The sequence below is a fragment of the Streptomyces sp. NPDC028298 genome (genome assembly GCF_055565895.1).
This window is the reverse complement of sequence record NZ_JBVHTL010000011.1, coordinates 14,594-37,756: the sequence shown is the minus strand read 5'-3', so window position 1 is coordinate 37,756 and position 23,163 is coordinate 14,594. Positions and strand designations below refer to the sequence as shown.

Genomic DNA, 23,163 nt, shown 5'->3' with positions numbered 1-23,163 from the left:
AGCCCCCTGGCTGCCCGCCCCCGGGCTCCGGGCCCCCGCCACCCCGGCGGGGCCCGCCCGGCGCCAGGTGGACCTTTTCTCGCCCCCTCCGCCCCTACCCGTCCCGTACCCGGGGCTCCGCCCCGGACCCCGCTCCTCAAACGCCGGAGGGGCTGAAACTCACGCCTGCACGCTGATGTACCGGCGCGGCCCCGCCCCCCCCCCGCCGGACCGTGCGGTCAGCCCCCGGGAGGTGCCGGGTCGTCGGTCGCCGCGCCGGTCAGGCCGACCAGCAGGACCCGGGTGAACGAGCGCACCCACTCCTCGTCCGCGGGCTCCGCGCTGACCAGGGTGCGATGCACGACCGCTCCGGCGACCACGTCGAAGATCAGGGCCGCGGTGCGGTCGGCGGCCACCGGGTCCGACTCCGGGGGCAGCTCACCGCGCGCCTGGGCGCGGGCCCGCCCCTCCATGACCAGCCGCTTCTGCCGGTCGACGATCGACGTGCGGATGCGCTCCCGCAGCGGCTCGTCCCGGGTGGACTCCGCGACCACGGCCATCAGCGCCGTCTTCGCCTCAGGCCGGTCCAGGATCGCCGCGAACTGGAGCACCACACCCTCGATGTCGGCGGCCAGACTCCCCCGGTCGGGAAGCTCCAGCTCGTCGAAGAGCTCGGCCACCGCGTCGACGACCAACTCGTTCTTGCCCGCCCAGCGACGGTAGAGGGTCGTCTTGGCCACCCCCGCGAGCGTCGCCACGTACCCCAACGTCAGTTTGGACCAGCCCAGTTCGACCAGGGCCGTGCGCGTCGCCTCCAGGATCGCGGCGTCCGCGGCCGCGCTGCGGGGGCGGCCCGTACGGGCGGCATGGGAGCGACATTGCATGCCATTGACCATATCCGGCCGTCTCACCGGCGATATCCGGCGGTTCTGTGAAGCCGTGAGGGAGATCACCGGCGGACGGTGCACGGGCGTGCGTCCGTGCAGTTACGCTACGACTCGTAGCGAAAGCTCGACCGCGGCGACAACCGCACAGGCGCCAGGTGGGGACCGGGTGCCGAACAGGCCTGACACAGCCTGGCTTTCACGACGCTTTTCACACGTGCGCGAGGAAGGGGGAGGATGTACTCATGCAGCCACGGAACATGTCCATGAGCGGAGTCGTCGACCTCGCCGCGGTGAAGGCGGCCCAGGAGGCCAAGTCGAAGGCGGAGCAGGCGCGAGCCGAAGCCGCCAGGCAGGGCGGAGGCGGGGCCGTGACTCCCGCGAGCCTCGTCATCGACGTAGACGAGGCCGGATTCGAGCAGGACGTCCTGCAGCGCTCCACCGAGGTACCCGTCGTCATCGACTTCTGGGCCGAGTGGTGCGAGCCCTGCAAGCAGCTCAGCCCGCTGCTGGAGCGGCTGGCCGTCGAGTACAACGGGCGCTTCGTGCTCGCCAAGATCGACGTCGACGCCAACCAGATGCTGATGCAGCAGTTCGGGGTCCAGGGGATCCCGGCCGTGTTCGCGGTGGTGGCCGGACAGGCCCTGCCGCTCTTCCAGGGAGCCGCCGCCGAGGCCCAGATCCGCGGGACCCTCGACCAGCTCGTCCAGGTGGCCGAGCAGCGCTTCGGCCTGACCGGCCTGACGGTCGACCCGGACGCCGCCCAGGGCGCGCCCGCCGCGGCGCAGGAGATGCCCGCCGGACCCTACGACGCGCTCCTCGAAGCCGCCGTACAGGCGCTGGACGCGGGCGACTTCGGCGGTGCCGTCCAGGCGTACAAGAACGTGCTGGGCGACGACCCGGGCAACACCGAGGCCAAACTGGGCCTGGCCCAGGCCGAGTTGCTCCAGCGGGTGCAGAGTCTCGACCCGCAGAAGGTGCGCCACGACGCCGCGGCGAAGCCCGGTGACGTGACGGCGCAGATCGCGGCGGCCGACCTGGACCTCGTGGGCGGGCACGTCGAGGACGCCTTCGGGCGGCTCATCGACACCGTGCGCCTCACGGCCGGCGACGACCGTGACGCCGTACGCCTGCGGCTGCTGGAGCTCTTCGAGGTCGTCGGTGCCGACGACCCCCGCGTGGTGGCCGCGCGCAGGGCCCTCGCCAGGGCGCTGTTCTGACCAGTCCGTAAACGCCAGGGCTTGTGATGCCCGGGTGAAAGATTGGCCGACAGGGACGGATGTGGCCGCGCTTTACCAAAACTTGGTAAACGCGGCCGCTGTTACTCGTAGTAAGTCGCGGACGTTGAACTGTCTGTTTCCGTCCGGAATTTGACCACTGTGTCACCCCGGGTGGGGCCACCCTGAGTCGCCACCCGATACCGACGGGTCGTTCTTCGGTTATCCCGCCGTTACTAGCGAGTAACGAACCCCCTTGTGCACGCGGCGAGAATGCACCACGATCGGCGACGCTCGGTCCATTCCCGCACCCCGACAGCCAATCGGGTCGGCGGACTTTCTGGGTCCCCACCGAGTAGGGCCGACAGCAGTGCGATCGGTTCTTGGGCAGGGGGGTCTTCGCCGTCCGGCGGAGCCTGTCCAGCAGGTTGTGCGTGATGTGTTCAGGCGCGACCAGTGGTTGTCGCTCGGGGGTGATCGCCGGTGATTCGGGTGCATTCGCACCTCCGGGTACAGGCGCTCTCCTTCCCGAGGACGTAGCACTTCTCCCATCCCTGCCCGGCTGAGCCGCCGCAACGTGGCAGTCAGGGCCAGGAGATGTACGTCCGAGAAGGAGGAAAAATTATGTCCCAGGTGCGTGGCGGGACCAGATGGAAGCGGTTCGCCGTCGTCATGGTGCCCAGCGTGGCAGCCACGGCAGCGATAGGTGTCGCCCTCGCGCAGGGTGCTCTCGCCGCATCGTTCAGTGTCTCCGGTCAGTCCTTCAAGGTGACCGCGGACAAGCTCGAGGGTACGGGCTTCTCCCAGTACGGAGCTCTCGACCAGGGCACGGGCCTCGACGGCAAGGCTGCGCTGCACCCTGTCGCGGTGTCGGCGTTCAAGAGCGCTGACATCACCAGCATGTGTCAGTCCGTCGTCACCCCGAACATCCCGCTGCTCGGTTCCGTCAGCCTCGTGCTGAAGGCCGGCGGCAGCGGTACGCCGGTTCACGCCGACAACCTCTACATCGATGTCGAGGACCTCGGCGCTGACGCGACGTTCAAGAACATCGACATCGGTGTTGCCGCCAAGGACGCCACCAAGGGTCCGGGCATGAAGGGCGGCGGCGAGCAGGCCAACCCCTACGGGTTCGCCCAGCAGGCCGAGTCGGCCACGCTGACCGACGTGAAGCAGACGGCGTGGGCGACCACCGCCGGCACGTTCAAGCTCAGCGGTCTGAAGATGTCGGTGTCCGCCGGCACCAAGGAGTGCTACTAAGCACCCCTGGGGCGGGCGTCGAGGCCCAGGCCGCTTCGCCCGCCCCGCCCGCTCCGCCCGTCGTACGCGGAGCACCCAACGCGTACTTCTCACAGCAATGCCGTTCCAGGGAGCTGTTTCCATGAGCGCCGAGACCCCTGCCGCGCCTGGTCAGAACGATGAGCACTACCTTCAGGTGTTCCGGCGGAACTTCCGTAACTGGAGGGGCGACCGCCCGTTCTGGGCCGGCCTGTACATCGTGTTCGGCGGATTCCCCATCGCCTACTTCCCGTACGCGCACCTTCACCTCGGCCATCTGACGCTGGCGATGTCCACCACCGCCGGTGCCGGATCCCTGATCATCGGCGTACTCCTCGTCGTGCTCGGGATCAGCCTCTGGTTCCAGAAGCACGTGCGGACGTTCGCGGGTGTCGCCGCGATCCTCCTCGCCCTGGTGTCCATCCCGGTGGCCAACCTCGGCGGCTTCCTGATCGGCTTCCTGTTCGCCCTGCTCGGCGGCGCCATGGCGGTCTCCTGGGTTCCCGGGGAGCCCGAGGAGGGCTACGCCACGTCGAGCTCCCTCGGCAAGCAGGACACCCTGGACGCTTCGGCGGCCGAGCCCGTCGGGCCCGAGGCGGCGGACGGCGCGGACGACCCGAACGATCTGTCAGGAACGAGCCCGACCAACGGGGCGAACGGGAGGCACAGTGCCGGCTGACGAGGTGACCCATGGGACAGATGTGGAGGCGTCCCGTGTGAGAACCGGGCCGCGCCACGCGGCCCCGAGGAAGCCGCTGTTCACCAGGTTCCAGATGCCCGCCGGCAAGGTGATAGCCATAGCGGCGATGCCGACGGCGGTCCTCATGGGCATGGGCTTCACCCCGACGCTCGCCCAGGCCGACGACCACTCCACCTCCAAGAGCCTCACGGCCGAGGAGTACCAGGCGTGCGTCGAGGCCGTCACGGGTGAGGAGGCGTCGGACTCGGCGTCGCCCTCCGCCTCGCCGAGCCCGAGCGCTTCCTCGGACGACGCCACGCCGTCCCCCTCCGCGTCGTCGGACGCCCCGGACAAGGACACGGCCTCTTCGTCGGATTCAGGTTCCGACGACAAGGCCGAGCCCACCGCGACCCCGTCCGCCTCCGCGAGCGCGCAGGAGAAGACGGCGGACAAGGCGGCGGACAGCGGCGCGTCCACGCCGACCCCCTCGGCCTCCGAGAGCAGCAAGAACCCGCTCGACCCGCTGGGTGTCGGCGACGCCATCAAGGACATCCTCACGCCCGACGAGACGGCGAGCTCCACCCCGGCGCCGACCGCCTCACCGTCCGCCTCGGCGAGTGCCGGCTCGGACACGTCGGACGGCAAGAGCACCGCGGACACCGTCAAGGACACGACCGACAAGGTCACCGAGACGGTGGACGACACGACGAAGAAGGTCACGGACACCGCGTCGAAGGCCGCCTCGGACGCCACCGAGAAGGCGAAGGACGCGGTCACCGAGTCGCCCAGCCCGTCCGCGAGCGCCACCACGGACGCGGCGGACTGCCCGGTCGCCACCGACGACGAGGGCGGCGTGGACAACCCGGTCGCCCTGCCGACCGACCCCTGGTACCTCAACGCCAGTTCGCTGCTCCTCAAGGGCGCCGACTACCAGGGCATAGTCAAGGTGAAGACCGCCGACGGCACCGTCAAGAAGGTGCTGAAGTACGTCATATCCGACGGCACCGACATCGGCGACCTTCACCAGACCGTGAACGACAAGCAGTCCGGCAAGACCTACCACGTGCAGGCCGCCTCGGGTTCGACGTCCACGATCCGCGACGGCAAGACGATCATGTACACGGAGAGCATCTCCGGGAACCTGCTCGGGCTCATCCCGGTCACGTTCGATCCGGACAACCCTCCGCCGCTGAACATCCCGCTGATCTACTTCACCAAGGTGAAGGTCGTTCAGGCCGGCCAGTTCGGCGGGACCCTGCACGTTCCCGGACTCCACCAGTACACGACCGGCTGAGTCGTCCAGAGCCCGTCCGGGAGCCGCACAGACGCTGAGGGCGCCCCCTGTCGAACAGGGGGCGCCCTCAGCGGCGTTCGGCGGGCGGAGGTCAGGCGTGGTTGACCTCGCCCAGGTGGTGCACCCGGACCATGTTGGTGGTGCCGGGGACGCCGGGGGGCGAACCGGCGGTCATCACGACGACGTCGCCCTCGTTGAACCGCTTGAGCTTCTGCAGCTCGCGGTCGACCAGGTCGACCATCTCGTCGGTGCTGTTGACGAACGGCACGACGTGCGACTCGACGCCCCAGCTCAGCGTGAGCTGGTTGCGGGTGCCCTCGTCCGTGGTGAAGGCCAGGATCGGCTGGGCGGCGCGGTAGCGCGAGAGCCGGCGGGCGGTGTCACCGGACTTGGTGAAGGCCACCAGGCCCTTGCCGCCGAGGAAGTCGGCGATCTCGCAGGCGGCGCGGGCGACCGAACCACCCTGCGTGCGCGGCTTCTTGCCCGGGACCAGCGGCTGCAGGCCCTTGGAGAGGAGCTCCTCCTCGGCCGCGGCGACGATCTTCGACATCGTCTTCACGGTCTCGACCGGGTACGCGCCCACGCTGGACTCGGCGGACAGCATGACCGCGTCCGCGCCGTCCAGGATCGCGTTGGCCACGTCGGAGGCCTCGGCGCGCGTCGGACGCGAGTTGGTGATCATCGACTCCATCATCTGGGTCGCCACGATCACCGGCTTGGCGTTGCGGCGGCACAGCTCCACGAGGCGCTTCTGCACCATCGGGACCCGCTCCAGCGGGTACTCGACGGCCAGGTCGCCACGGGCCACCATGACGGCGTCGAACGCCGCGACGACGCCCTCCATGTTGTCGACCGCCTGCGGCTTCTCCACCTTGGCGATGACGGGGACGCGGCGGCCCTCCTCGTCCATCACCTTGTGGACGTCGTTCACGTCGTTGGCGTCGCGCACGAAGGACAGGGCGACCATGTCGCAGCCCATCCGCAGCGCGAAGCGCAGGTCCTCGACGTCCTTCTCCGACAGCGCGGGCACGTTCACGGCCGCGCCGGGCAGGTTGATGCCCTTGTGGTCGGAGATCACGCCGCCCTCGATGACGACCGTCTTGACCCGCGGGCCGTCGATCTCGACGACGCGCAGCTCGACGTTGCCGTCGTTGATGAGGATCTGGTCGCCCTTGGAGACGTCACCGGGCAGACCCTTGTAGGTCGTGCCGCAGATGTGCTTGTCGCCGGGGACGTCCTCGGCCGTGATGACGAACTCGTCGCCACGCTCCAGCTCGACGGGGCCTTCGGCGAAGGTCTCCAGGCGGATCTTGGGGCCCTGCAGGTCGGCCAGGACACCGATGGCGATGCCGGTCTCGGCCGAGGCGGCCCGGACACGGTCGTACCGGCCCTGGTGCTCGGAGTGCGAGCCGTGGCTGAAATTGAATCGGGCCACGTTCATGCCGGCCTGGATCAGAGCGACCAGCTTTTCGTGGGAGTCGACCGCGGGGCCGAGAGTACAGACGATTTTCGAACGGCGCATGGGGCGATCCTATCGGTTTGTTTCGCAACGGAATATTCCGTCTGGCGGAAGATACAAATGGGCGGGCGGGTGCTCAGGCGTGGCTTTCCGGCCCGCTCAGGCGCCGCCCTTTCCGACCAATGCGTACGTCTGTGTGGCGATCTCCAGTTCCTCGTCCGTCGGCACGACGGCGACCGCGACGCGCGCGTACGGCGGCGAGATGAGCCGGGGCTCACCGCCGCGCACGGCGTTCAGTTCGCCGTCGACCGCCAGTCCCAGTTCCTCCAGGCCCCTGATCGCGGCCTCGCGCACCGGGGCGGCGTTCTCGCCCACTCCGGCGGTGAAGGCGACGGCGTCCACACGGCCGAGAACCGCGTAGTAGGCGCCGATGTATTTCTTCAGCCGGTGGATGTAGATGTCGAAGGCGAGCCGTGCCTTTTCGTCCCCTTCGTCGACCCGGCGACGGATCTCCCGCATGTCGTTGTCGCCGCACAGACCGATCAGACCGCTCTTCTTGTTGAGAAGAGTGTCGATCTCGTCCGTGGACATGTTGCCAACGCGCTCCAAATGGAAGATGACGGCGGGATCCACGTCGCCGGACCGCGTTCCCATCACCAGTCCCTCCAGCGGGGTCAGCCCCATCGAGGTGTCCACGCACCGCCCGCCCCTGACCGCGGACGCCGAGGCCCCGTTGCCCAGGTGCAGCACGATGACGTTGACCTCCTCGGGCGCCTTGCCGAGGAGTTCGGCCGTCGTCCGGGAGACGTAGGCGTGCGAGGTGCCGTGGAAGCCGTACCGGCGGATGCGGTGCTCGTCGGCCGTCGCCACGTCGATCGCGTAGCGCGCGGCCGCCTCCGGCATCGTCGTGTGGAACGCGGTGTCGAAGATCGCGACCTGGGGGAGGTCGGGGCGCAGCGCCATCGCGGTGCGGATGCCGGTGAGGTTCGCCGGGTTGTGCAGGGGAGCGACCGGGATCAGCCGCTCGATCTCCGCGAGGACCTCCGCGTCGATGACGGTCGGTTCGGTGAACGTCCGCCCGCCGTGCACCACACGGTGGCCGATCGCGGCCAGTTCGGGGGAGTCCAGGCCGAGTCCGTCCACCGCCAGTTCCTCGGCCATCGCCTTCAGCGCGGCCTCGTGGTCGGCGAACGTGTCGGCCCGCTCGCGGGTCTCGCCCGTCGAGCCGGTGGTGTGCCGCAGCAGGGAGGATCCCTCGCCGATGCGCTCCACCAGGCCGACGGCCAGGCGGGAGCCGTCACGCATGTCGAGCAATTGGTACTTCACGGACGACGAACCGGAGTTGAGGACGAGGACCCGGACGGCCTGCGGGGTGGCGGCGGGCTCCTCGGGCACGGCGGCCTCGGGGGACGGGTGGGCGCTCACTGACGGGCAGCCTTCTGGTCGGAGGTCTGGGACTGGATCGCCGTGATGGCGACCGTGTTGACGATGTCCTGGACGAGCGCGCCGCGGGACAGGTCGTTGACGGGCTTGCGCAGACCCTGGAGCACCGGGCCGACGGCGATCGCGCCGGCCGAACGCTGCACGGCCTTGTAGGTGTTGTTGCCGGTGTTGAGGTCGGGGAAGATCAGCACGGACGCCTGCCCGGCGACCTCCGACTCCGGCAGTTTGGTCGCCGCCACCGACGGCTCGACGGCGGCGTCGTACTGGATCGGCCCCTCGATCCGCAGGTCGCCGCGGCGCGCGCGCACCAGCTCGGTGGCCTCGCGCACCTTGTCGACGTCGGCGCCCGAACCCGAGGTTCCGGTGGAGTACGACAGCATCGCGATCCGCGGTTCGACGCCGAACTGCTGCGCGGTGGCGGCCGAGGAGATGGCGATGTCGCAGAGCTGCTCGGCGTCCGGGTCGGGGTTCACCGCGCAGTCGCCGTAGACGAGGACCTTGTCGGCCAGGCACATGAAGAAGACGGACGAGACGATCCTCGACTCCGGCTTCGTCTTGATGATCTCGAAGGCGGGACGGATCGTCGCGGCCGTCGAGTGCACGGCTCCCGACACCATCCCGTCGGCCAGGCCCTCCTGCACCATGAGCGTGCCGAAGTAGTTCACGTCCGCGACGACGTCGTAGGCCAGCTCGACCGTGACGCCCTTGTGGGCGCGCAGTTCGGCGTACTTCTCGGCGAAGGAGTCCCGCAGCGGGGACGTCTGCGGGTCGACGAGCTGGGTGGCGCTGATGTCGATACCGAGGTCGGCGGCCTTCTTGCGGATCTGGTCGACCGGGCCGAGCAGGGTCAGATCGCACACGCCCCGGCGCAGCAGCACCTCGGCGGCGTGCAGGACGCGCTCCTCGGTGCCCTCGGGCAGCACGACGCGGCGCCGGTCGGAGCGGGCCTGCTCCAGGAGCTGGTGCTCGAACATCATCGGGGTGAGCCGGTCGCTGCTCGGCGCGGAGACCCGCTTCAGCAGGCCGGCGGTGTCCACGTGCCGCTCGAACAGACCGAGCGCGGTCTCCGCCTTGCGGGGGGTGGCCGCGTTCAGCTTGCCCTCCAGGGCGAAGAGCGCCTCCGCGGTGGGGAAGGAGTTCCCGGCCACCGAGACGACCGGGGTGCCGGGCGCGAGGCGGGCCGCGAGCGTGAGGATCTCGTCGGTGGGCCTCTCGTCCAGGGTGAGCACGATGCCGGCTATGGGCGGGGTGCCGGCGCTGTGGGCCGCCAGCGAGCCGATCACCAGGTCGGCCCGGTCTCCCGGGGTGACCACGAGGCATCCCGGGGTCAGGGCCGCCAGGAAGTTCGGCAGCATCGCGCCGCCGAAGACGAAGCCGAGCGCGTCACGGGCGAGCCCCGCGTCGTCGCCGAGGAGCACCTTCCCGCCGAGCGCGTGGGTGATCTGCGCGACCGTGGGGGCGGAGAGCGCGGGCTCGTCCGGAAGCACGTAACAGGGCACCGGCAGCCGGGAGTCGAGCCGCTCGGCGATCTGCTCCCGGTCCTCGGGGGCCACCCGGTTCACCACCATGGCCAGGACGTCGCAGCCGAGCCCGTCGTACGCGCGGTAGGCGTTGCGCGTCTCGGCGCGCACCGACTCCGCGCTCTGGCCCCGGCCGCCGACGACCGGGAGCACGGAGGCGGCGAACTCGTTCGCCAGCCGGGCGTTGAGCGCGAGCTCGTCGGGGAGCTGGGTGGCGGCGAAGTCGGTGCCGAGGACCAGGACGACGTCGTAGTCGCGGGCGACCAGGTGGAACCGGTCGACGAGCGTGGACACCAGCTCGTCGGTACCCTGCTCGGCCTGGAGGGCGGCCGCGTCCCGGTAGTCCATGCCGTACACCGTCGCCGGGTCCTGCGCCAGCCGGTAGCGGGCCCGCAGCAGCTCGAAGAGCCGGTCCGGACCGTCGTGCACGAGGGGGCGGAACACCCCCACCCGGTCGACCTGGCGGGTCAGGAGCTCCATGACCCCCAGTTCGACGACCTGACGGCCGTCACCTCGGTCGATCCCGGTCACGTACACGCTGCGCGTCACGCGTGCTCTCCATCCGTTTCGTCGCCAGGCGGGTTTCTGGGCTCGGAAAAAGGGCCCACCAACGTGAGCAGAACCCTCTTGACAATACCTCCGGCGCTGGCTAAGGCGCCCGCCAGGGCAAGTGTGCCGGTCGGCGGGGCGGGGGCGTGCGGTGGCGCGGCGGGCGGTGGACGGAATCGGCGGGGCTCCCCGCGCCGTGAAACAATCGAAACGGCTCACACGGACCAGCAGGGAGCAGGAGACACAGCACGATGCGCATCGGAGTTCTCACCGCAGGCGGCGACTGCCCTGGCCTGAACGCAGTGATCCGGTCGGTCGTGCACCGAGCGGTCACCAACTTCGGGGACGAGGTCATCGGCTTCGAGGACGGCTACGCCGGACTCCTCGACGGCCACTACCGCACCCTCGACCTCAACGCCGTCAGCGGCATCCTCGCCCGTGGCGGCACGATCCTCGGCTCCTCCCGGCTCCAGCGCGACCGGCTCCGCGAGGCCTGCGACAACGCGCAGGACATGGCCCGCGAGTTCGGCATCGACGCGCTCATCCCGATCGGCGGCGAGGGCACGCTCACGGCGGCCCGGATGCTGTCGGACGCGGGTCTGCCGGTGGTCGGTGTGCCGAAGACCATCGACAACGACATCTCCGCGACGGACCGCACCTTCGGCTTCGACACCGCCGTCGGCGTCGCCACGGAGGCCATGGACCGTCTGAAGACGACGGCCGAGTCCCACCAGCGCGTGATGGTCGTCGAGGTCATGGGCCGGCACGCGGGCTGGATCGCCCTGGAGTCCGGCATGGCGGCCGGCGCCCACGGCATCTGCCTGCCCGAGCGCGCCTTCGACCCGGCCGACCTGGTCGCGATGGTCGAGGAGCGTTTCGCGCGCGGCAAGCGGTTCGCCGTCATCTGCGTCGCCGAGGGCGCCCACCCCGCCGAGGGCACCATGGACTACGGCCACGGCGAGATCGACCAGTTCGGCCACGAGCGCTTCCAGGGCATCGGTACGGCTCTCGCGTACGAGCTGGAGCGGCGCCTGGGCAAGGAGGCCAAGCCGGTCATCCTCGGCCACGTCCAGCGTGGCGGTTCGCCGACCGCCTACGACCGCGTCCTCGCCACCCGCTTCGGCTGGCACGCCGTCGAGGCCGCGCACCGCGGCGACTTCGGCAGGATGACCGCGCTGCGCGGCACGGAGATCGAGATGGTGCCGCTCGCGGACGCGACCACCGAACTCAAGACCGTGCCGAAGGACCGGATGGACGAGGCCGAGTCGGTCTTCTAGACCCGGGACCCGCGGGCGGATCCGGGCGGAACCGGAACCGGAACCGGGAACCCGCGGACGGACGGCGGTCCGGCGCCCTGGCCGGGTGCCGGACCACGGCCCGGCCCGGGGCCGCGGTCCACGCGCCCCGGAGCCGGAGACCTCGTCACGTGCTTCCGCGCTCGGCCGTCAGTACGTGCTTCCGCGTACGGCTGTCCAGAAATGGTCGACGACCCGGTCGAGGAAGTCCTGGCCGGATTCGCCGGAACCGGTCGCGGCCGGTCCGCCGCCCCAGTTCAGCGTGGCGGCCATCCGCCCCTGGTAGTCCGTGTGCAGTTCCTCCAGCGCGGCCTCGAGCAGGGCGCGGTCCAGCGGCACCAGCTTCCCGACCGGGCGCACGTAGGCCGCCCAGCGCGTCGTCACGGCGCTGCGCAGCAGGTCGGCGAGCCGCCCGTCACGGCCCGTCACGGTGACGAAGTCGGGCAGCGACAGGTCGAGGGCCTTGGCGAGCGCGGTCGACTGCCGTTCGTTGCCGCGCCAGTTGCCGGACTCCTCCATGCGCTCGTAGGCGAGGAGGTCGATCCCGACGGCGTGTGCCACGTCCTCCGCGGCGAGGTCGCGGGCGACGCGGTGTTCGCGCAAGGTGCGCGGCGCGCCTATGAGTTCGCCCGCCGAACACCACAACACGCCCGCGAGAGCGGTGAGTTCGGGGCTGCTGGGGCGGGCGATGCCGCGTTCCCAGGCGATGACCAGGTCGGGTGTGGCGTACGGCAGCCCGTACGAGGCTCTCAGTCCGTACGCGACGTGCTCGGGCCCCATGCCGAGCGCCGCGCGCAGTCTTCGGGCGGCCGGGGCGTTGAAGGGCGGGGTGGGCTGTTGGGCTTGCGGTCGGTGCACGCGCACAAAGTATGGGCCGGGGGCAGCGGTGACTACGGTCTGTTCGGCCACAATTACAGATTGTAGGAACATACGGTTTCGGCCGTGCCCGGAAAGCGCCGGGCCGTGCCGGACGATCACCCCTTGACGGCCCCGCCGAGCGCGAACCCCCCGCCCAGGCGCCGGGCCACCAGCACGTACAGCAGGATCACGGGGGTGGAGTAGATGACCGAGAACGCGGCCAACTGCCCGTAGACCACCGTCCCCCGGTTGCCGAAGAACTCGTTGATGCTCACCGACGCCGGCATCTGGTCCGGCGTGAGCAGCAGCATGAACGGGACGAAGAAGTTCCCCCACATCATCACGAACGAGAAGACCGTCACCACCGCCACGCCCGGCCCCATCAGCGGCAGCACGATCCGCACCAGGGACTGCGGGGCCGACGCCCCGTCCGTCCAGGCCGCCTCCTCCAGCTCCTTCGGCACGCCGTCCATGAAGTTCTTCATCAGCCAGATCGCGAACGGGAGTTGGGAGGCGGCGAAGAAGAGGATCGTGCCCTGCGCGGTGTCGATCAGGTTCACCCGGACGAACAGGGCGTACACCGGGACCATGATCGCCGTGATCGGCAGGCTCGTCGCGAAGAGGATCGTGAGCAGGAAGGGGCGGTTCAGCCGGGACCTGAAGCGCGAGAGGGGATAGGCCGCGAGCGCCGCGCACACCACCGTCAGCGCGGTGCCGCCACCGCACAGGACCAGGCTGTTCAGCAGCGGGGTGAAGGTGATGTCCGGTTTCAGCACGGCGTCGAAGTTGGCCAGGGTGACACCGTCCGGCGCCTTCACTCGCAGATCCGCGTGCGCGTCCAGGGAGGACAGGATCACCCAGGCCAGCGGGAGCGCGAACGCGGCCGTCACCAACAGGAGTCCGGCGTCGGCCGCCAGCCGTCGCCGCGAGCGCCGGGACCCGAGGGCCGGGCCGCGTGCCGGTACGGCCATCTCACACCTCCGTCCGCAGCAGCCGCATGTACACCAGCGAGAACAGCGAACCGACCACCAGGAGCAGCAGCGCGACCGCCGTCCCGTACCCGATCATGCTGTTCTGGAAAGCCTGTTCGTACATGAACAGCGGCAGGGTCTGACTGCGGCCGCCCGGCCCGCCTCGCGTCATCACCCAGATGAGCCCGAACACCGACAGCGTCTGGAGGGTGTTGAGCATCAGGTTGGTGCCGATCGAACGGCGGATCATCGGCAGCGTGATGTGCCACATCCGCCGCCAGCCTCCGGCCCCGTCGACCTCGGCCGCCTCCGTGATCTCCTTCGGGATCTCGCCGAGCGCCGCCGAGTAGACCAGCATCGAGAACGCCGTGCCGCGCCAGACGTTCGCGAACGACACCGCCAGGATCGGCAGCGTGAACATCCAGTTCTGGGAGGGGAGGCCGAGCTGTTCGAGGAGGGCGTTCAGGGTGCCCTCGCGGCGGAAGAACGCGTAGAGCAGGAAGCCCGCGACCACCTCGGGCAGCACCCACGCCGTGACGACCACCGCGCCGGTCACCGTGCGCACCGGCCGGGACGCCCGCCGCATCAGCGCGGCCAGCGCGAGTCCCAGGGTGTTCTGGCCGATCAGCGAGGACAGCACCGTGAACACCAGGGTCAGCCATACGGCGTTGACGAACTCCGCGTCGTGGAACGCGGTCCGGAAGTTGTCGAGGCCGACGAACGACGCGTGCGCCTGGCCCGTCAGCCGCAGGTCCGTGAATGCGATGTAGGCGCAGTAGACGATCGGGCCCGCGAGGAACAGGAGCAGGAGGGCGACGGCGGGGGCGAGCGGGAGCGTCCGGACGAGCGAGCGCGCGAGGCCTCCCCGGCGCCGGGGAGCGCGGCCCGCTCCCGGAGGCCGGACCGGCGGGGAGGCGGCCTTCGCGACGGTGCTCACCCGCGGGTCACCCGGCCGTCGGCGGCGGTCTTCAGCTCCTCGTCGTAGGCGCTCGCGGCCTCGGCGACCGAACTGTCGCCGGTCGTCACGCTCTCCATGGCCTCCTGGATGGCGGTCGAGACCCTCGGGTACGCCGGGTAGGCGGGCCGGTAGTGCGTGCTGGCGACCAGGTCCGTGAAGAACTTGATGCCGGGCTGGGCCTTCACGTACTCGGGGTCGGCGGCGACGTCGTCGCGGACGGCGATGCCGGAGTTGGCGATGTACCACTTCCGGGCGTTCTCCGTCGTCTGCATCGTCTTGACGAAGGAGAAGGCCAGGTCGGGGTTGGCCGCCTTGGACGGGATCGACCAGGTCCAGCCGCCGGACATGCTGACCTTGCCGGGCGCCTGCCCGTGCTGGGTGGGCATGGGGGCCAGACCGAGCTTCGCCGACCACTCGGGCCACTCGTGGCCGGAGCCCTTCAGCCAGTCCTGCGGGAGCCAGCTCCCGTCGAGGTCGATGCCGAGCCTGCCCTTGGGCAGCAGCTCACCGCGCACGCTGGTCGCGAAGTTGGGGTCGAGCGCGTCGGCGACATCGGGGCCGAGCTTCTCCTTGTAGACCGTCTCGACGAACCCGAGGGCGTCCCTGAAACCCTGGCCGCCGGCGATCCACTTCCTGGACGACGCGTCGTACAGCGGATCCCGGGTGCCGTCACCGGTCCCGTACAGCAGCATCTCGAAGCCCTGCATGGTGGCGGCCTCGCCCGCCGGTTTGCCCGTGTAGACGTTCAGCGGGGTGACGCCGGGGACCTTCCGCTTGATGGTGCGGGCGGCCGAGAGGACGTCGTCCCAGGTCTTCGGCCGCCAGTCGGCCGGCAGTCCGGCCTTCGCGAAGATCCCCTTGTCGAACCAGAGTCCGCGGGTGTCCGTGCCGTCCGGGACGCCGTACGTCCTGCCGTCCTGCGCCTTGGCCGCCGCCTTCGCGGTGCCGATGAACCGGTCCCAGTCGGGCCACTTGTCCAGGTACGCGTCGAGCGGCTTCAGGTACCCGCTGGTGATGTCCGAGTTGATGAGGAAGGTGTCCTCGTAGACCAGGTCGGGCGCGGTCCTCGGCGACCGCAGCATCTGCTGGAGCTTCGTGTAGTACTCGGAGTCCGGGGCCTTGATCGGGACGAGTTCGACCTTCTTGCCCGGGTTGGCCTTCTCGAACTGCCTCTTCATCTCGCCGAGATAGGTGTCCATCACCCGGATCGAGTTGTCCGTGGACTGCTTGTAGGACACCTTCACGGTGTCGGGATCGCTTCCGGACCCGGATCCGCAGGCGGTGAGCGCCGTCGCGGCGAGCAGCGTGGCGAGGAGAGCGGGGGCGGCGGTGGGGCGCACGGGCAGGACCTCCTACGGACCGACATCGTTGTCGTGGAGCCGAGTTGTCTGCCCGCCGAACGTAAAGCTGTGCGGATGTCAGGTCAATGACTCGCGCAGGGGTGCAAGTCACGCAAGGGGAAGCCGAGTTGGCCGGGAACGCGCGGTCGCCGGTCGGCCGGCGGCCCATCGGTGGGAGGCCGCCTCCGGCGGGTCGGCTCCTCACCCGGCCGCCGGGTCAGCTCTTCACCCAGCGGTACTGCAGTTCCGGCCGGCCGACCGTCCCGTACTGCGGGGCCCGGGCCGCGTGGCCCGCCTCCACCAGGTGCTCCAGATAGCGCCGGGCCGTGATCCGGGAGATGCCGACGGCCTCCGCGACCTTGGCCGCCGTCAGTCCGCCCGCGTGGTCCCTGAGGGCGACGGTCACCCGTTCCAGGGTCGGCGCGCTCAGCCCCTTGGGCAGCGCCGCCGGGCCGGGAGCCCGCAGCGCGGCCAGCGCGCGGTCCACCTCGGCCTGGCCGCTCGCCTCGCCGGCCGCCGCACGGAACTCCGCGTAGCGGATCAGCCGGTCGCGCAGGGTGGCGAAGGTGAACGGCTTCAGCACGTACTGGACGACCCCGAGCGACACGCCCTCCCGTACGACCGCCAGGTCCCGCGCGGAGGTGACCGCGATGACGTCGGCACGGTGGCCGGCCGCGCGCAGCGACCGGGCGAGCTGGAGGCCGTGCGTGTCCGGCAGGTGCAGGTCGAGCAGCAGCAGGTCGACGGGCGTCCGCTCCAGGGCGCGGCGCGCCTGCGCACCCGTGTGGACCTTGCCCACCGCGGTGAAGCCGGGCACCCGGCCGACGTACAGGACGTGCGCGTCGGCGGCCACCGGGTCGTCCTCGACGACGAGCACACGGATCGGCTCGGTCACGGGGCGCCTCCCGGCAGAACGGCGGCGGACGACCGGGCGCCGGGCACGCGGGGCACCGCCGCGGCGTCGGGGGTCCGGTGCGAGGCGGGGCCCGGGCCCGCGGACCGGCCCGTGGCGGGGGAAGGGTTCGGGGCCGGGTCCGTGGCCGTGGAAAGGTTCGGGTCCGTGGCCGGGGAAGCGTTCGTGGCCGTGGCCGTGGCCGTGGCCGGGTCCGGGTCCGGGACCGGAGCCTCGGGTGGGGTCGGGAGCGGCAGGCGTACCTCGAACTCGGCTCCGCCGTCGGCTCCTTCGCGCACCGTGAGGGTTCCCGCGTGCCGGCTCACGGTCTGGCGCGCGAGGGCCAGGCCGAGACCGCGCCCGCCGGGGCCCGAGGGCTTCGTGGTCCAGCCGTGCTGGAAGACCCGCTCGGTATGGGCCGGGTCCACCCCCGGCCCGGTGTCGGCGACCCGCAGCACCAGGGCCGACTCCTCGGTGAACGCCGTCACCGTGACGCGGGCTCCCACCGTCCCGCGCGCCGCGTCCATCGCGTTGTCGATCAGGTTGCCGAGCACGGTGACCAGGTCGCGCGGGGTCAGCGAGGCCGGGAGCAGTCCGTCGTCGATGCCGCTGTCCTCGGAGACCACGAGCTCCACCCCGCGCTCGTTCGCCTGCGCCGCCTTGCCCAGCAGCAGCGCGGCGAGGACCGGTTCGCCGACAGCGGAGACCACCTCGTCGGTGAGCGCCTGCGCCAGCTCCAGCTCGGCCGTGGCGAACTCGACGGCCTCCTCGGCGCGGCCCAGTTCGATCAGGGAGACCACCGTGTGCAGCCGGTTCGCCGCCTCGTGCGCCTGCGAGCGCAGCGCCTGGGTGAAACCGCGCTCCGAGTCCAGCTCGCCCGTGAGCGACTGGAGCTCGGTCACGTCCCGCAGGGTGACCACCGTGCCGCGGCGTTCGCCGCCCGACACCGGGGAGGTGTTCACGACCAGCACGCGGGTGTCCGTCAGATGGACCTCGTCCACGCGGGGCTCCGCCGACAGCAGCGCGCCCGTCAGCGGCGCGGGCAGCCCGAGTTCGGCCGGTGAGCGGCCGACCACGTCGTCCGTGACGCCGAGCAGCTCCCGCCCGCCGTCGTTCATCAGCGCCACCCGGAACTGCCCGTCCAGCATCAAGAGCCCTTCGCGCACGGCGTGCAGCGCGGCCTGGTGGTAGTCGTGCATCCGGCTCAGCTCGGCCGCGTTCATGCCGTGGGTGGAGCGCCGCAGCCGCGCGTTGATGACGTACGTGCCGACGGCGCCCAGCAGCAGCGCGCCCGCCGCGACCCCGATCAGCGCCGTCACCTGGTCCTGGACGCGCTCGGTGATCGCCTCGACCTTGATGCCGGCGCTGACCAGGCCGATGATCCGCCCGCCGTCCCGGATGGGGGTGACGGCGCGCACGGAGGGGCCGAGGCTGCCCGTGTACGTCTCCGTGAAGGACCTGCCCGCGAGCGCCGGAGCGGTGTGCCCGAGGAAGTGCCTGCCTATCTGCTGCTCCTCGGGGTGCGTCCAGCGGATGCCGCGCCGGTCCATGATCGTCACGAAGTCGACGCCGGTGTGGCGCTGGACGCGCAGGGCGTACGGCTGAAGCCGCTCGGTGGGGTTCGCGGTGCCGATGGCCGCGTGGACGGACGGGGCGTCCGCGACCGAGCGCGCGACCGCCATCGCCTGACGGCCCGCGGCCTCCTCGGCCTGGCCGCGGTCGCTGACGTAGGTGAACAGCGCGTACCCGGCGACGAGGACCGCGATGAGCACGGCCTGCATGCCGAAGAGCTGGCCGGCCAGGCTGCGCGGTCGCGGGACACGGGGGAGACGCATGCCGTTCAGTGTGCCTTCCTCCGGCGTGGGCGCCCCAGCCGTGTGACACGGGGCGCCCCAGGTGTGCGTGGCGAAGGGTGCCGCAGGTGTGCCTGACGAAGCGGGTTCCGCAGGGGTGCGCGACCGAGGAAGTGCCCCAGGGCGTGTGACGAGGCGGACGCCCCGGGGCGAAGCGGATGTCTCGGGGTGCGCGTGAACTCAATGAACGGAAGGGTGACCGCCCTCACACGCCGGGAGATAGTCCCCTCATCCCCCCGGGAGCCCCGCCTCCCGGATCCCCCGGACGTGAGCCGCACGCCGGGTTCCGCCGGACGTGAGCCGCACGCCGGATGATGCCGACGACGTCGTCAAGGAGGGCAGCCGTGGCCAGCACGCCGCAGACCGCACCTGCCGCACCCGCCGCCAGACGGGACCGCACGCACTATCTGTACATCGCCGTGATCGGCGCCGTGATCCTCGGGATCGCGGTGGGGCTGATCACCCCCGACTTCGCCGTCGAGCTCAAGCCCATCGGTACGGGCTTCGTGAACCTGATCAAGATGATGATCTCCCCGATCATCTTCTGCACGATCGTGCTGGGCATCGGCTCGGTCCGCAAGGCAGCCAAGGTCGGCGCCGTCGGCGGTATCGCGCTCGGCTACTTCCTGGTCATGTCGCTGGTCGCGCTCGCCATCGGCCTGGTCGTCGGGAACATCCTGGAGCCGGGCAGCAGCCTGGCGATGACCGACGCGGTCAAGGAGGCGGGGCAGGGCCAGGTGTCGGCGGAGGCGCTGCCGCCGGTCGACTTCGTGCTCTCGATCATCCCGACCACGATGGTGTCGGCGTTCACCGAGGGCCAGGTCCTGCAGACCCTGCTCGTCGCGCTGCTCACCGGGTTCGCCCTCCAGGCCATGGGAACGGCCGGGCAGCCGGTCCTGCGCGGGGTGGAGCACATCCAGCGGCTCGTGTTCCGCATCCTCGCCATGGTCATGTGGGCCGCCCCGCTCGGCGCCTTCGGTGCCATCGCCGCCGTCACCGGTTCCGCGGGCCTGGACGCGCTCAAGAGTCTCGCCGTGCTCATGCTCGGCTTCTACGTCACCTGCTTCCTCTTCGTCTTCATCGTGCTCGGGACGCTGCTGCGCGTGGTGACGGGCCTGAACATCCTCACGTTCCTCAGGTATCTGGGCCGGGAGTTCCTGCTGATCCTGTCCACCTCGTCCTCCGAGTCCGCCCTGCCGCGGCTCATCGCGAAGATGGAGCACCTGGGCGTCGGCAAGTCGGTGGTGGGCATCACCGTCCCGACCGGCTACTCCTTCAACCTCGACGGCACGATGATCTACATGACCATGGCCTCGCTCTACATCGCCGACGCCATGGGCACGCCGATGTCGGTCGGGGAGCAGATCCCGCTGCTGCTCTTCCTGCTCGTCGCCTCCAAGGGCGCGGCGGGCGTCAGCGGGGCGGGCCTGGCCACGCTGGCCGGGGGCCTCCAGTCGCACAAGCCCGCCCTGGTGGACGGTGTCGGCCTCATCGTCGGCATCGACCGCTTCATGAGCGAGGCCCGCGCGCTGACGAACTTCGCCGGCAACGCCGTGGCCACCGTCCTGATCGGCACCTGGACGAAGGAGATCGACAGGGAGCGGGTGTCCGAGGTCCTCGCCGGACGCATCCCCTTCGACGAGAAGACCCTGCTGGACGACTCCGGCCCCGCCGACGTCCACGCGGACGTGCCGGAGCAGGGCGGCGAGAAGGAGCCCGCCACGGCCTAGATCCCGACCGCGAACTCACGCCTGCTCGGCGCGCCTCGGGGCGCGCCCCAGGAGCTCCCGGGACCGGGTCCGGCACTCCCCGCCCGACCGGCCCCGGGATGCCGGGCGGCAGGGCGTCCCCCACGGGCCCGGCCGCCCGGCGCACGGCCGGCGACGGCCCGGTCCCCGGAGGTCCCTGACCGCCTCCGGGGACTCAGCCGTTCAGCTTCGCCACGAGTTCGGTGGCACGCGAGACGGGTACGCCCGCAGCGGTCAGCATGGTGACCGTGGCGGAGCCGCCCGCCTCCTCCGCCGCCAGGAGGCCGTCGTTCACGGCCTCCATGAGGGCGAACAGGGTCTGCTCGTGGACGTACGCCAGGGCGTACGGAGGCAGCGGTGAGGCGAACACGCCCTGCTCCAGGCCGCGCCGGAGGATCTCCGCGCAGGCCTCGCGGACCGGCGTCAGACGCTCGCGGATGCCCTGCATGGTGACGCTGCGCTGGGCGAGGGCGACCAGCAGCCGGTAGCGGTCGGCGATCTCCCAGACGGCCAGGGTCGAGCGGGCCAGCGACTCGGCCGGGTCCGCGATTCCCTCGCGGCCCGCCGCGTGCGCCGCCGCGACCGCCGCCACGGCCTCGTCGGTGAGGGTGCCGACCAGCGCCTCGCGGCTGGGGAAATGCCCGTAGACCGTACGTCGTACGACGCCCGCCGCCCGCGCGATCTGGTCCATGGACGCGTCGGGGTCACGCAGCAGTTCGGCGAGTGCGACGTCCAGGATGCGGCGGCGGTTCACATCGGCGCGGCTCGGGTTACCCGTGGTCATGGCTGCCATTCTGCCCGCCCTCCGGGCGACCTCCTGTCCTGTTTCCACCGGGCCTCCACCTCCGTCATTTGCACAGCGCTGTGCAATCTCGTATCTTGCACAGCGTTGTGCATTTGCACTCCACTGTGCAAGTCCTGGTGCGGACGATCTCCGCGCCCGTCGACGAAGGAAGGGCGACCGTAGCCATGCGTCTCGTCATGAACGAACCGGTCGAGAGGATGGACCGGCCCTACCCCAGGCGGTGGTGGGCGCTGCTGGTGCTCTGCCTGAGCCTGCTGATCATCGTGATGGCGAACACCGCCCTCACGGTCGCGGCACCCGACATGACCCAGGACCTCGGCCTGTCCAGCGCCGACCTGCAATGGGTCATCGACGGCTACACCGTTCCGTACGCCGCCCTGATGCTGCTGCTCGGCGCCATCGGGGACAAGTACAGCCGCCGCGGCGCGCTCGTCCTCGGCCTCGTCGTCTTCGGCGGCGGCGCGATCGCCGGCTCGCTCGTCGGCAGTTCCACCGGGGTCATCGCGGCCCGTGCCGTCATGGGCGTCGGCGCCGCGCTGATCATGCCCGCGACGCTCTCCCTGCTCGCCGCGACCTTCCCGCGCGCCGAGCGGGCCAAGGCGATCGTCCTGTGGACCGCCACCGCCGGACTCGCCATCGCCGCCGGTCCGCTGGTCGCCGGTGCCCTGCTGGAGCACCACGGCTGGTCGTCCACGTTCCTGATCAACGTGCCGATCGCCGCGCTCGCCATCGTCGGAGCCCTGGTCCTGGTGCCGCCGTCCAGGGCCGCGCACCACAACCGCATCGACTACGTCGGCGGGCTGCTCTCGGTCGTGTGGATCGGCTCCCTCGTCTACATGATCATCGAGGGCCCGCACTTCGGGTGGGGCGTCAAGGCCGTGACGGCCGCCGTGGTCGCCGGGGCCGGACTGCTTCTCTTCGTCCTGTGGGAGCTGCGCCACCCGCGTCCGGTCATCGACGTACGACGCTTCGGACAGCGGCGCTTCGCCGGCTCGAACCTCGCCGTCGCCCTCTTCTTCCTCGCCGTCTTCGGCGCCTTCTACTACCTCACCCAGCACCTCCAGTTCGTCCTCGGCTACGACGCGCTGGACACCGGCGTCCGGATGCTGCCGCTCGCCGGCGCCGTCTTCGTGGGCTCGGCGCTCACCGGGTACCTCACCCCGCGCGTCGGCATGAAGTTCACGGTCACCGCGGGCATGGTCGGCGGCACGGCGGCCCTGGCGCTGCTCACCCGCGTGGACGCCTCCTCCGCGTACGGCGACCTCGTGCTGCCCCTCGTGATGCTCGGCCTCGCCATCGGGCTGGCCCTCTCGCCCTGCACGGACGCGATCATGGGCGCGTTCCCCGAGTCCGAGCTGGGCGTCGGCGGCGCGGTCAACGACACCTCGCTGGAGCTCGGCGGCTCGCTCGGCATCGCCATCCTCGGCTCGGTGCTGGCGAGTTCGTACTCCTCGCACCTCGCCGACGCGACCGCGGGCAGCAAGCTCCCGGCAGGCGCCCTGTCCACGGCCCAGGACTCGGTGGGCGCCGGGTACGCCGTCGCCCAGGGCATCGGGGACAAGGCCCGGGCGCTCGGCGAGCAGGCCGCGCAGTCCTCGAACGCCGAGCAGGCGGCCCAGTTGAAGGCGCAGGCCGGACAACTCGCCGACGGGGCACGCCAGATGGCGGACGCGGTCGGTTCGTCCTTCTCGGACGCCGTGGCGCACACCAGCCTGGTCGGAGCGGTGATCCTGGGCGTGGGCACCGTCCTGGTGGCGGTCCTGCTGCCCCGCGGGACCCGCACGGAGGGCACGGAGGGCACGGAGGGCGAGGCCGGGCCCGAACCGGAGGCCCGGACCGAGTCCGAGTCCGAGACCGAGACCGAGTCCGAGACCGAGACGGGGACCGAGTCCGAGACCGAGTCCGAGACCGAGTCCGGCGGTGCGGAAGAAGGGGTCGCGCCGGCCGGCGACGGGGGTGCGGAGGGCGATGGTGATCACGCCGGAACCGTGCCCCCCCGGGCCGCCGTCTCGTAGAACATGCACTACCGTGGGGGGGTGGGGGGGGGGGGGGGGGAAGGGGAGGGGGGGGGGGGGGAAGGGGAGGGGGGGGGGGGGGGGGAGAGATGGCATGGTGGCGGTAAGGGGGAACCACCCCCCCAACAG

Annotated in this window: 18 protein-coding genes; 7 read left to right on the top strand and 11 right to left on the bottom strand. The window is 71.0% G+C overall.

The window, feature by feature from the left end; all coding sequences use genetic code 11:
• Window positions 1-218 precede the first annotated feature (218 nt).
• The gene (locus tag ACZ4TO_RS36495; protein WP_382787293.1) at window positions 219-863 is read right to left on the bottom strand and encodes a TetR/AcrR family transcriptional regulator; all 645 of its coding nucleotides are present in this window, start codon (window positions 861-863) and stop codon (window positions 219-221) included.
• A gap of 245 nt (window positions 864-1,108) precedes the next feature.
• Between ACZ4TO_RS36495 and ACZ4TO_RS36490 the strand changes: the two genes are divergently transcribed.
• The 4 genes from ACZ4TO_RS36490 to ACZ4TO_RS36475 all read left to right on the top strand — a co-directional run bounded on the left by ACZ4TO_RS36490 (window position 1,109) and on the right by ACZ4TO_RS36475 (window position 5,328).
• Complete coding sequence (locus ACZ4TO_RS36490) at window positions 1,109-2,083, top strand: tetratricopeptide repeat protein (RefSeq protein WP_382787291.1); 975 nt, start codon at window positions 1,109-1,111, stop codon at window positions 2,081-2,083.
• Between the two features lie 618 nt (window positions 2,084-2,701).
• A complete protein-coding gene (locus ACZ4TO_RS36485; protein ID WP_382788026.1) occupies window positions 2,702-3,337 on the top strand; it encodes a DUF6230 family protein in 636 nt (211 codons plus the stop codon).
• 121 nt (window positions 3,338-3,458) lie between these two features.
• On the top strand, window positions 3,459-4,034 hold the full coding sequence (locus ACZ4TO_RS36480; protein ID WP_382787289.1) for a DUF6114 domain-containing protein: 576 nt from the start codon (window positions 3,459-3,461) through the stop codon (window positions 4,032-4,034).
• Window positions 4,024-5,328: a hypothetical protein gene (locus ACZ4TO_RS36475; protein ID WP_382787287.1), complete on the top strand. Its 1,305-nt coding sequence runs from the start codon at window positions 4,024-4,026 to the stop codon at window positions 5,326-5,328. Before ACZ4TO_RS36480 ends, ACZ4TO_RS36475 begins: the two co-directional genes overlap by 11 nt.
• A gap of 91 nt (window positions 5,329-5,419) precedes the next feature.
• Here ACZ4TO_RS36475 and pyk read toward each other — a convergent pair whose 3' ends face one another.
• The 3 genes from pyk to pta form a co-directional block, all read right to left on the bottom strand.
• Entirely contained in the window at window positions 5,420-6,850 is a 1,431-nt protein-coding gene (gene pyk / locus ACZ4TO_RS36470) for a pyruvate kinase (protein ID WP_355769438.1), read from the bottom strand.
• A gap of 96 nt (window positions 6,851-6,946) precedes the next feature.
• Entirely contained in the window at window positions 6,947-8,182 is a 1,236-nt protein-coding gene (locus ACZ4TO_RS36465) for an acetate kinase (RefSeq protein ID WP_468026541.1), read from the bottom strand.
• Window positions 8,183-8,208: 26 nt separating this feature from the next.
• Window positions 8,209-10,299, bottom strand: coding sequence for a phosphate acetyltransferase (pta, locus tag ACZ4TO_RS36460; protein ID WP_468026438.1), 2,091 nt, complete (start codon window positions 10,297-10,299; stop codon window positions 8,209-8,211).
• 251 nt (window positions 10,300-10,550) lie between these two features.
• Here pta and ACZ4TO_RS36455 point away from each other — a divergent pair, with 251 nt between their 5' ends.
• Window positions 10,551-11,576 (top strand): ATP-dependent 6-phosphofructokinase, encoded by a 1,026-nt coding sequence (locus tag ACZ4TO_RS36455; RefSeq protein WP_037626119.1) that lies wholly within the window; start codon window positions 10,551-10,553, stop codon window positions 11,574-11,576.
• 168 nt (window positions 11,577-11,744) lie between these two features.
• On the opposite strand, the gene ACZ4TO_RS36450 is transcribed toward ACZ4TO_RS36455, so the two are convergent.
• The 6 genes from ACZ4TO_RS36450 to ACZ4TO_RS36425 all read right to left on the bottom strand — a co-directional run bounded on the left by ACZ4TO_RS36450 (window position 11,745) and on the right by ACZ4TO_RS36425 (window position 18,448).
• Window positions 11,745-12,458: a helix-turn-helix domain-containing protein gene (locus tag ACZ4TO_RS36450; protein ID WP_382788022.1), complete on the bottom strand. Its 714-nt coding sequence runs from the start codon at window positions 12,456-12,458 to the stop codon at window positions 11,745-11,747.
• A gap of 110 nt (window positions 12,459-12,568) precedes the next feature.
• Window positions 12,569-13,423 carry a carbohydrate ABC transporter permease gene (locus tag ACZ4TO_RS36445; protein WP_468026437.1) on the bottom strand — a complete coding sequence of 285 codons (855 nt, stop codon included), beginning with the start codon at window positions 13,421-13,423 and terminating at the stop codon, window positions 12,569-12,571.
• Window position 13,424: 1 nt separating this feature from the next.
• Window positions 13,425-14,360, bottom strand: coding sequence for a carbohydrate ABC transporter permease (locus tag ACZ4TO_RS36440; protein WP_468026436.1), 936 nt, complete (start codon window positions 14,358-14,360; stop codon window positions 13,425-13,427).
• A complete protein-coding gene (locus tag ACZ4TO_RS36435) occupies window positions 14,357-15,727 on the bottom strand; it encodes an extracellular solute-binding protein (protein ID WP_468026540.1) in 1,371 nt (456 codons plus the stop codon). Before ACZ4TO_RS36435 ends, ACZ4TO_RS36440 begins: the two co-directional genes overlap by 4 nt.
• Before the next feature lie 211 nt (window positions 15,728-15,938).
• Window positions 15,939-16,616 (bottom strand): response regulator, encoded by a 678-nt coding sequence (locus ACZ4TO_RS36430; protein ID WP_468026435.1) that lies wholly within the window; start codon window positions 16,614-16,616, stop codon window positions 15,939-15,941.
• Entirely contained in the window at window positions 16,613-18,448 is a 1,836-nt protein-coding gene (locus ACZ4TO_RS36425; protein WP_468026434.1) for an ATP-binding protein, read from the bottom strand. Before ACZ4TO_RS36425 ends, ACZ4TO_RS36430 begins: the two co-directional genes overlap by 4 nt.
• A gap of 332 nt (window positions 18,449-18,780) precedes the next feature.
• Between ACZ4TO_RS36425 and ACZ4TO_RS36420 the strand changes: the two genes are divergently transcribed.
• A complete protein-coding gene (locus ACZ4TO_RS36420; protein WP_468026539.1) occupies window positions 18,781-20,196 on the top strand; it encodes a cation:dicarboxylate symporter family transporter in 1,416 nt (471 codons plus the stop codon).
• Between the two features lie 193 nt (window positions 20,197-20,389).
• Here the strand turns inward: ACZ4TO_RS36420 and ACZ4TO_RS36415 are convergent, their stop codons facing one another.
• Window positions 20,390-21,007, bottom strand: a complete 618-nt coding sequence (locus ACZ4TO_RS36415) for a TetR/AcrR family transcriptional regulator (RefSeq protein WP_382787274.1) — start codon at window positions 21,005-21,007, stop codon at window positions 20,390-20,392.
• A gap of 176 nt (window positions 21,008-21,183) precedes the next feature.
• Here ACZ4TO_RS36415 and ACZ4TO_RS36410 point away from each other — a divergent pair, with 176 nt between their 5' ends.
• Window positions 21,184-23,034, top strand: coding sequence for an MFS transporter (locus ACZ4TO_RS36410; RefSeq protein ID WP_468026433.1), 1,851 nt, complete (start codon window positions 21,184-21,186; stop codon window positions 23,032-23,034).
• Window positions 23,035-23,163 lie beyond the last annotated feature (129 nt).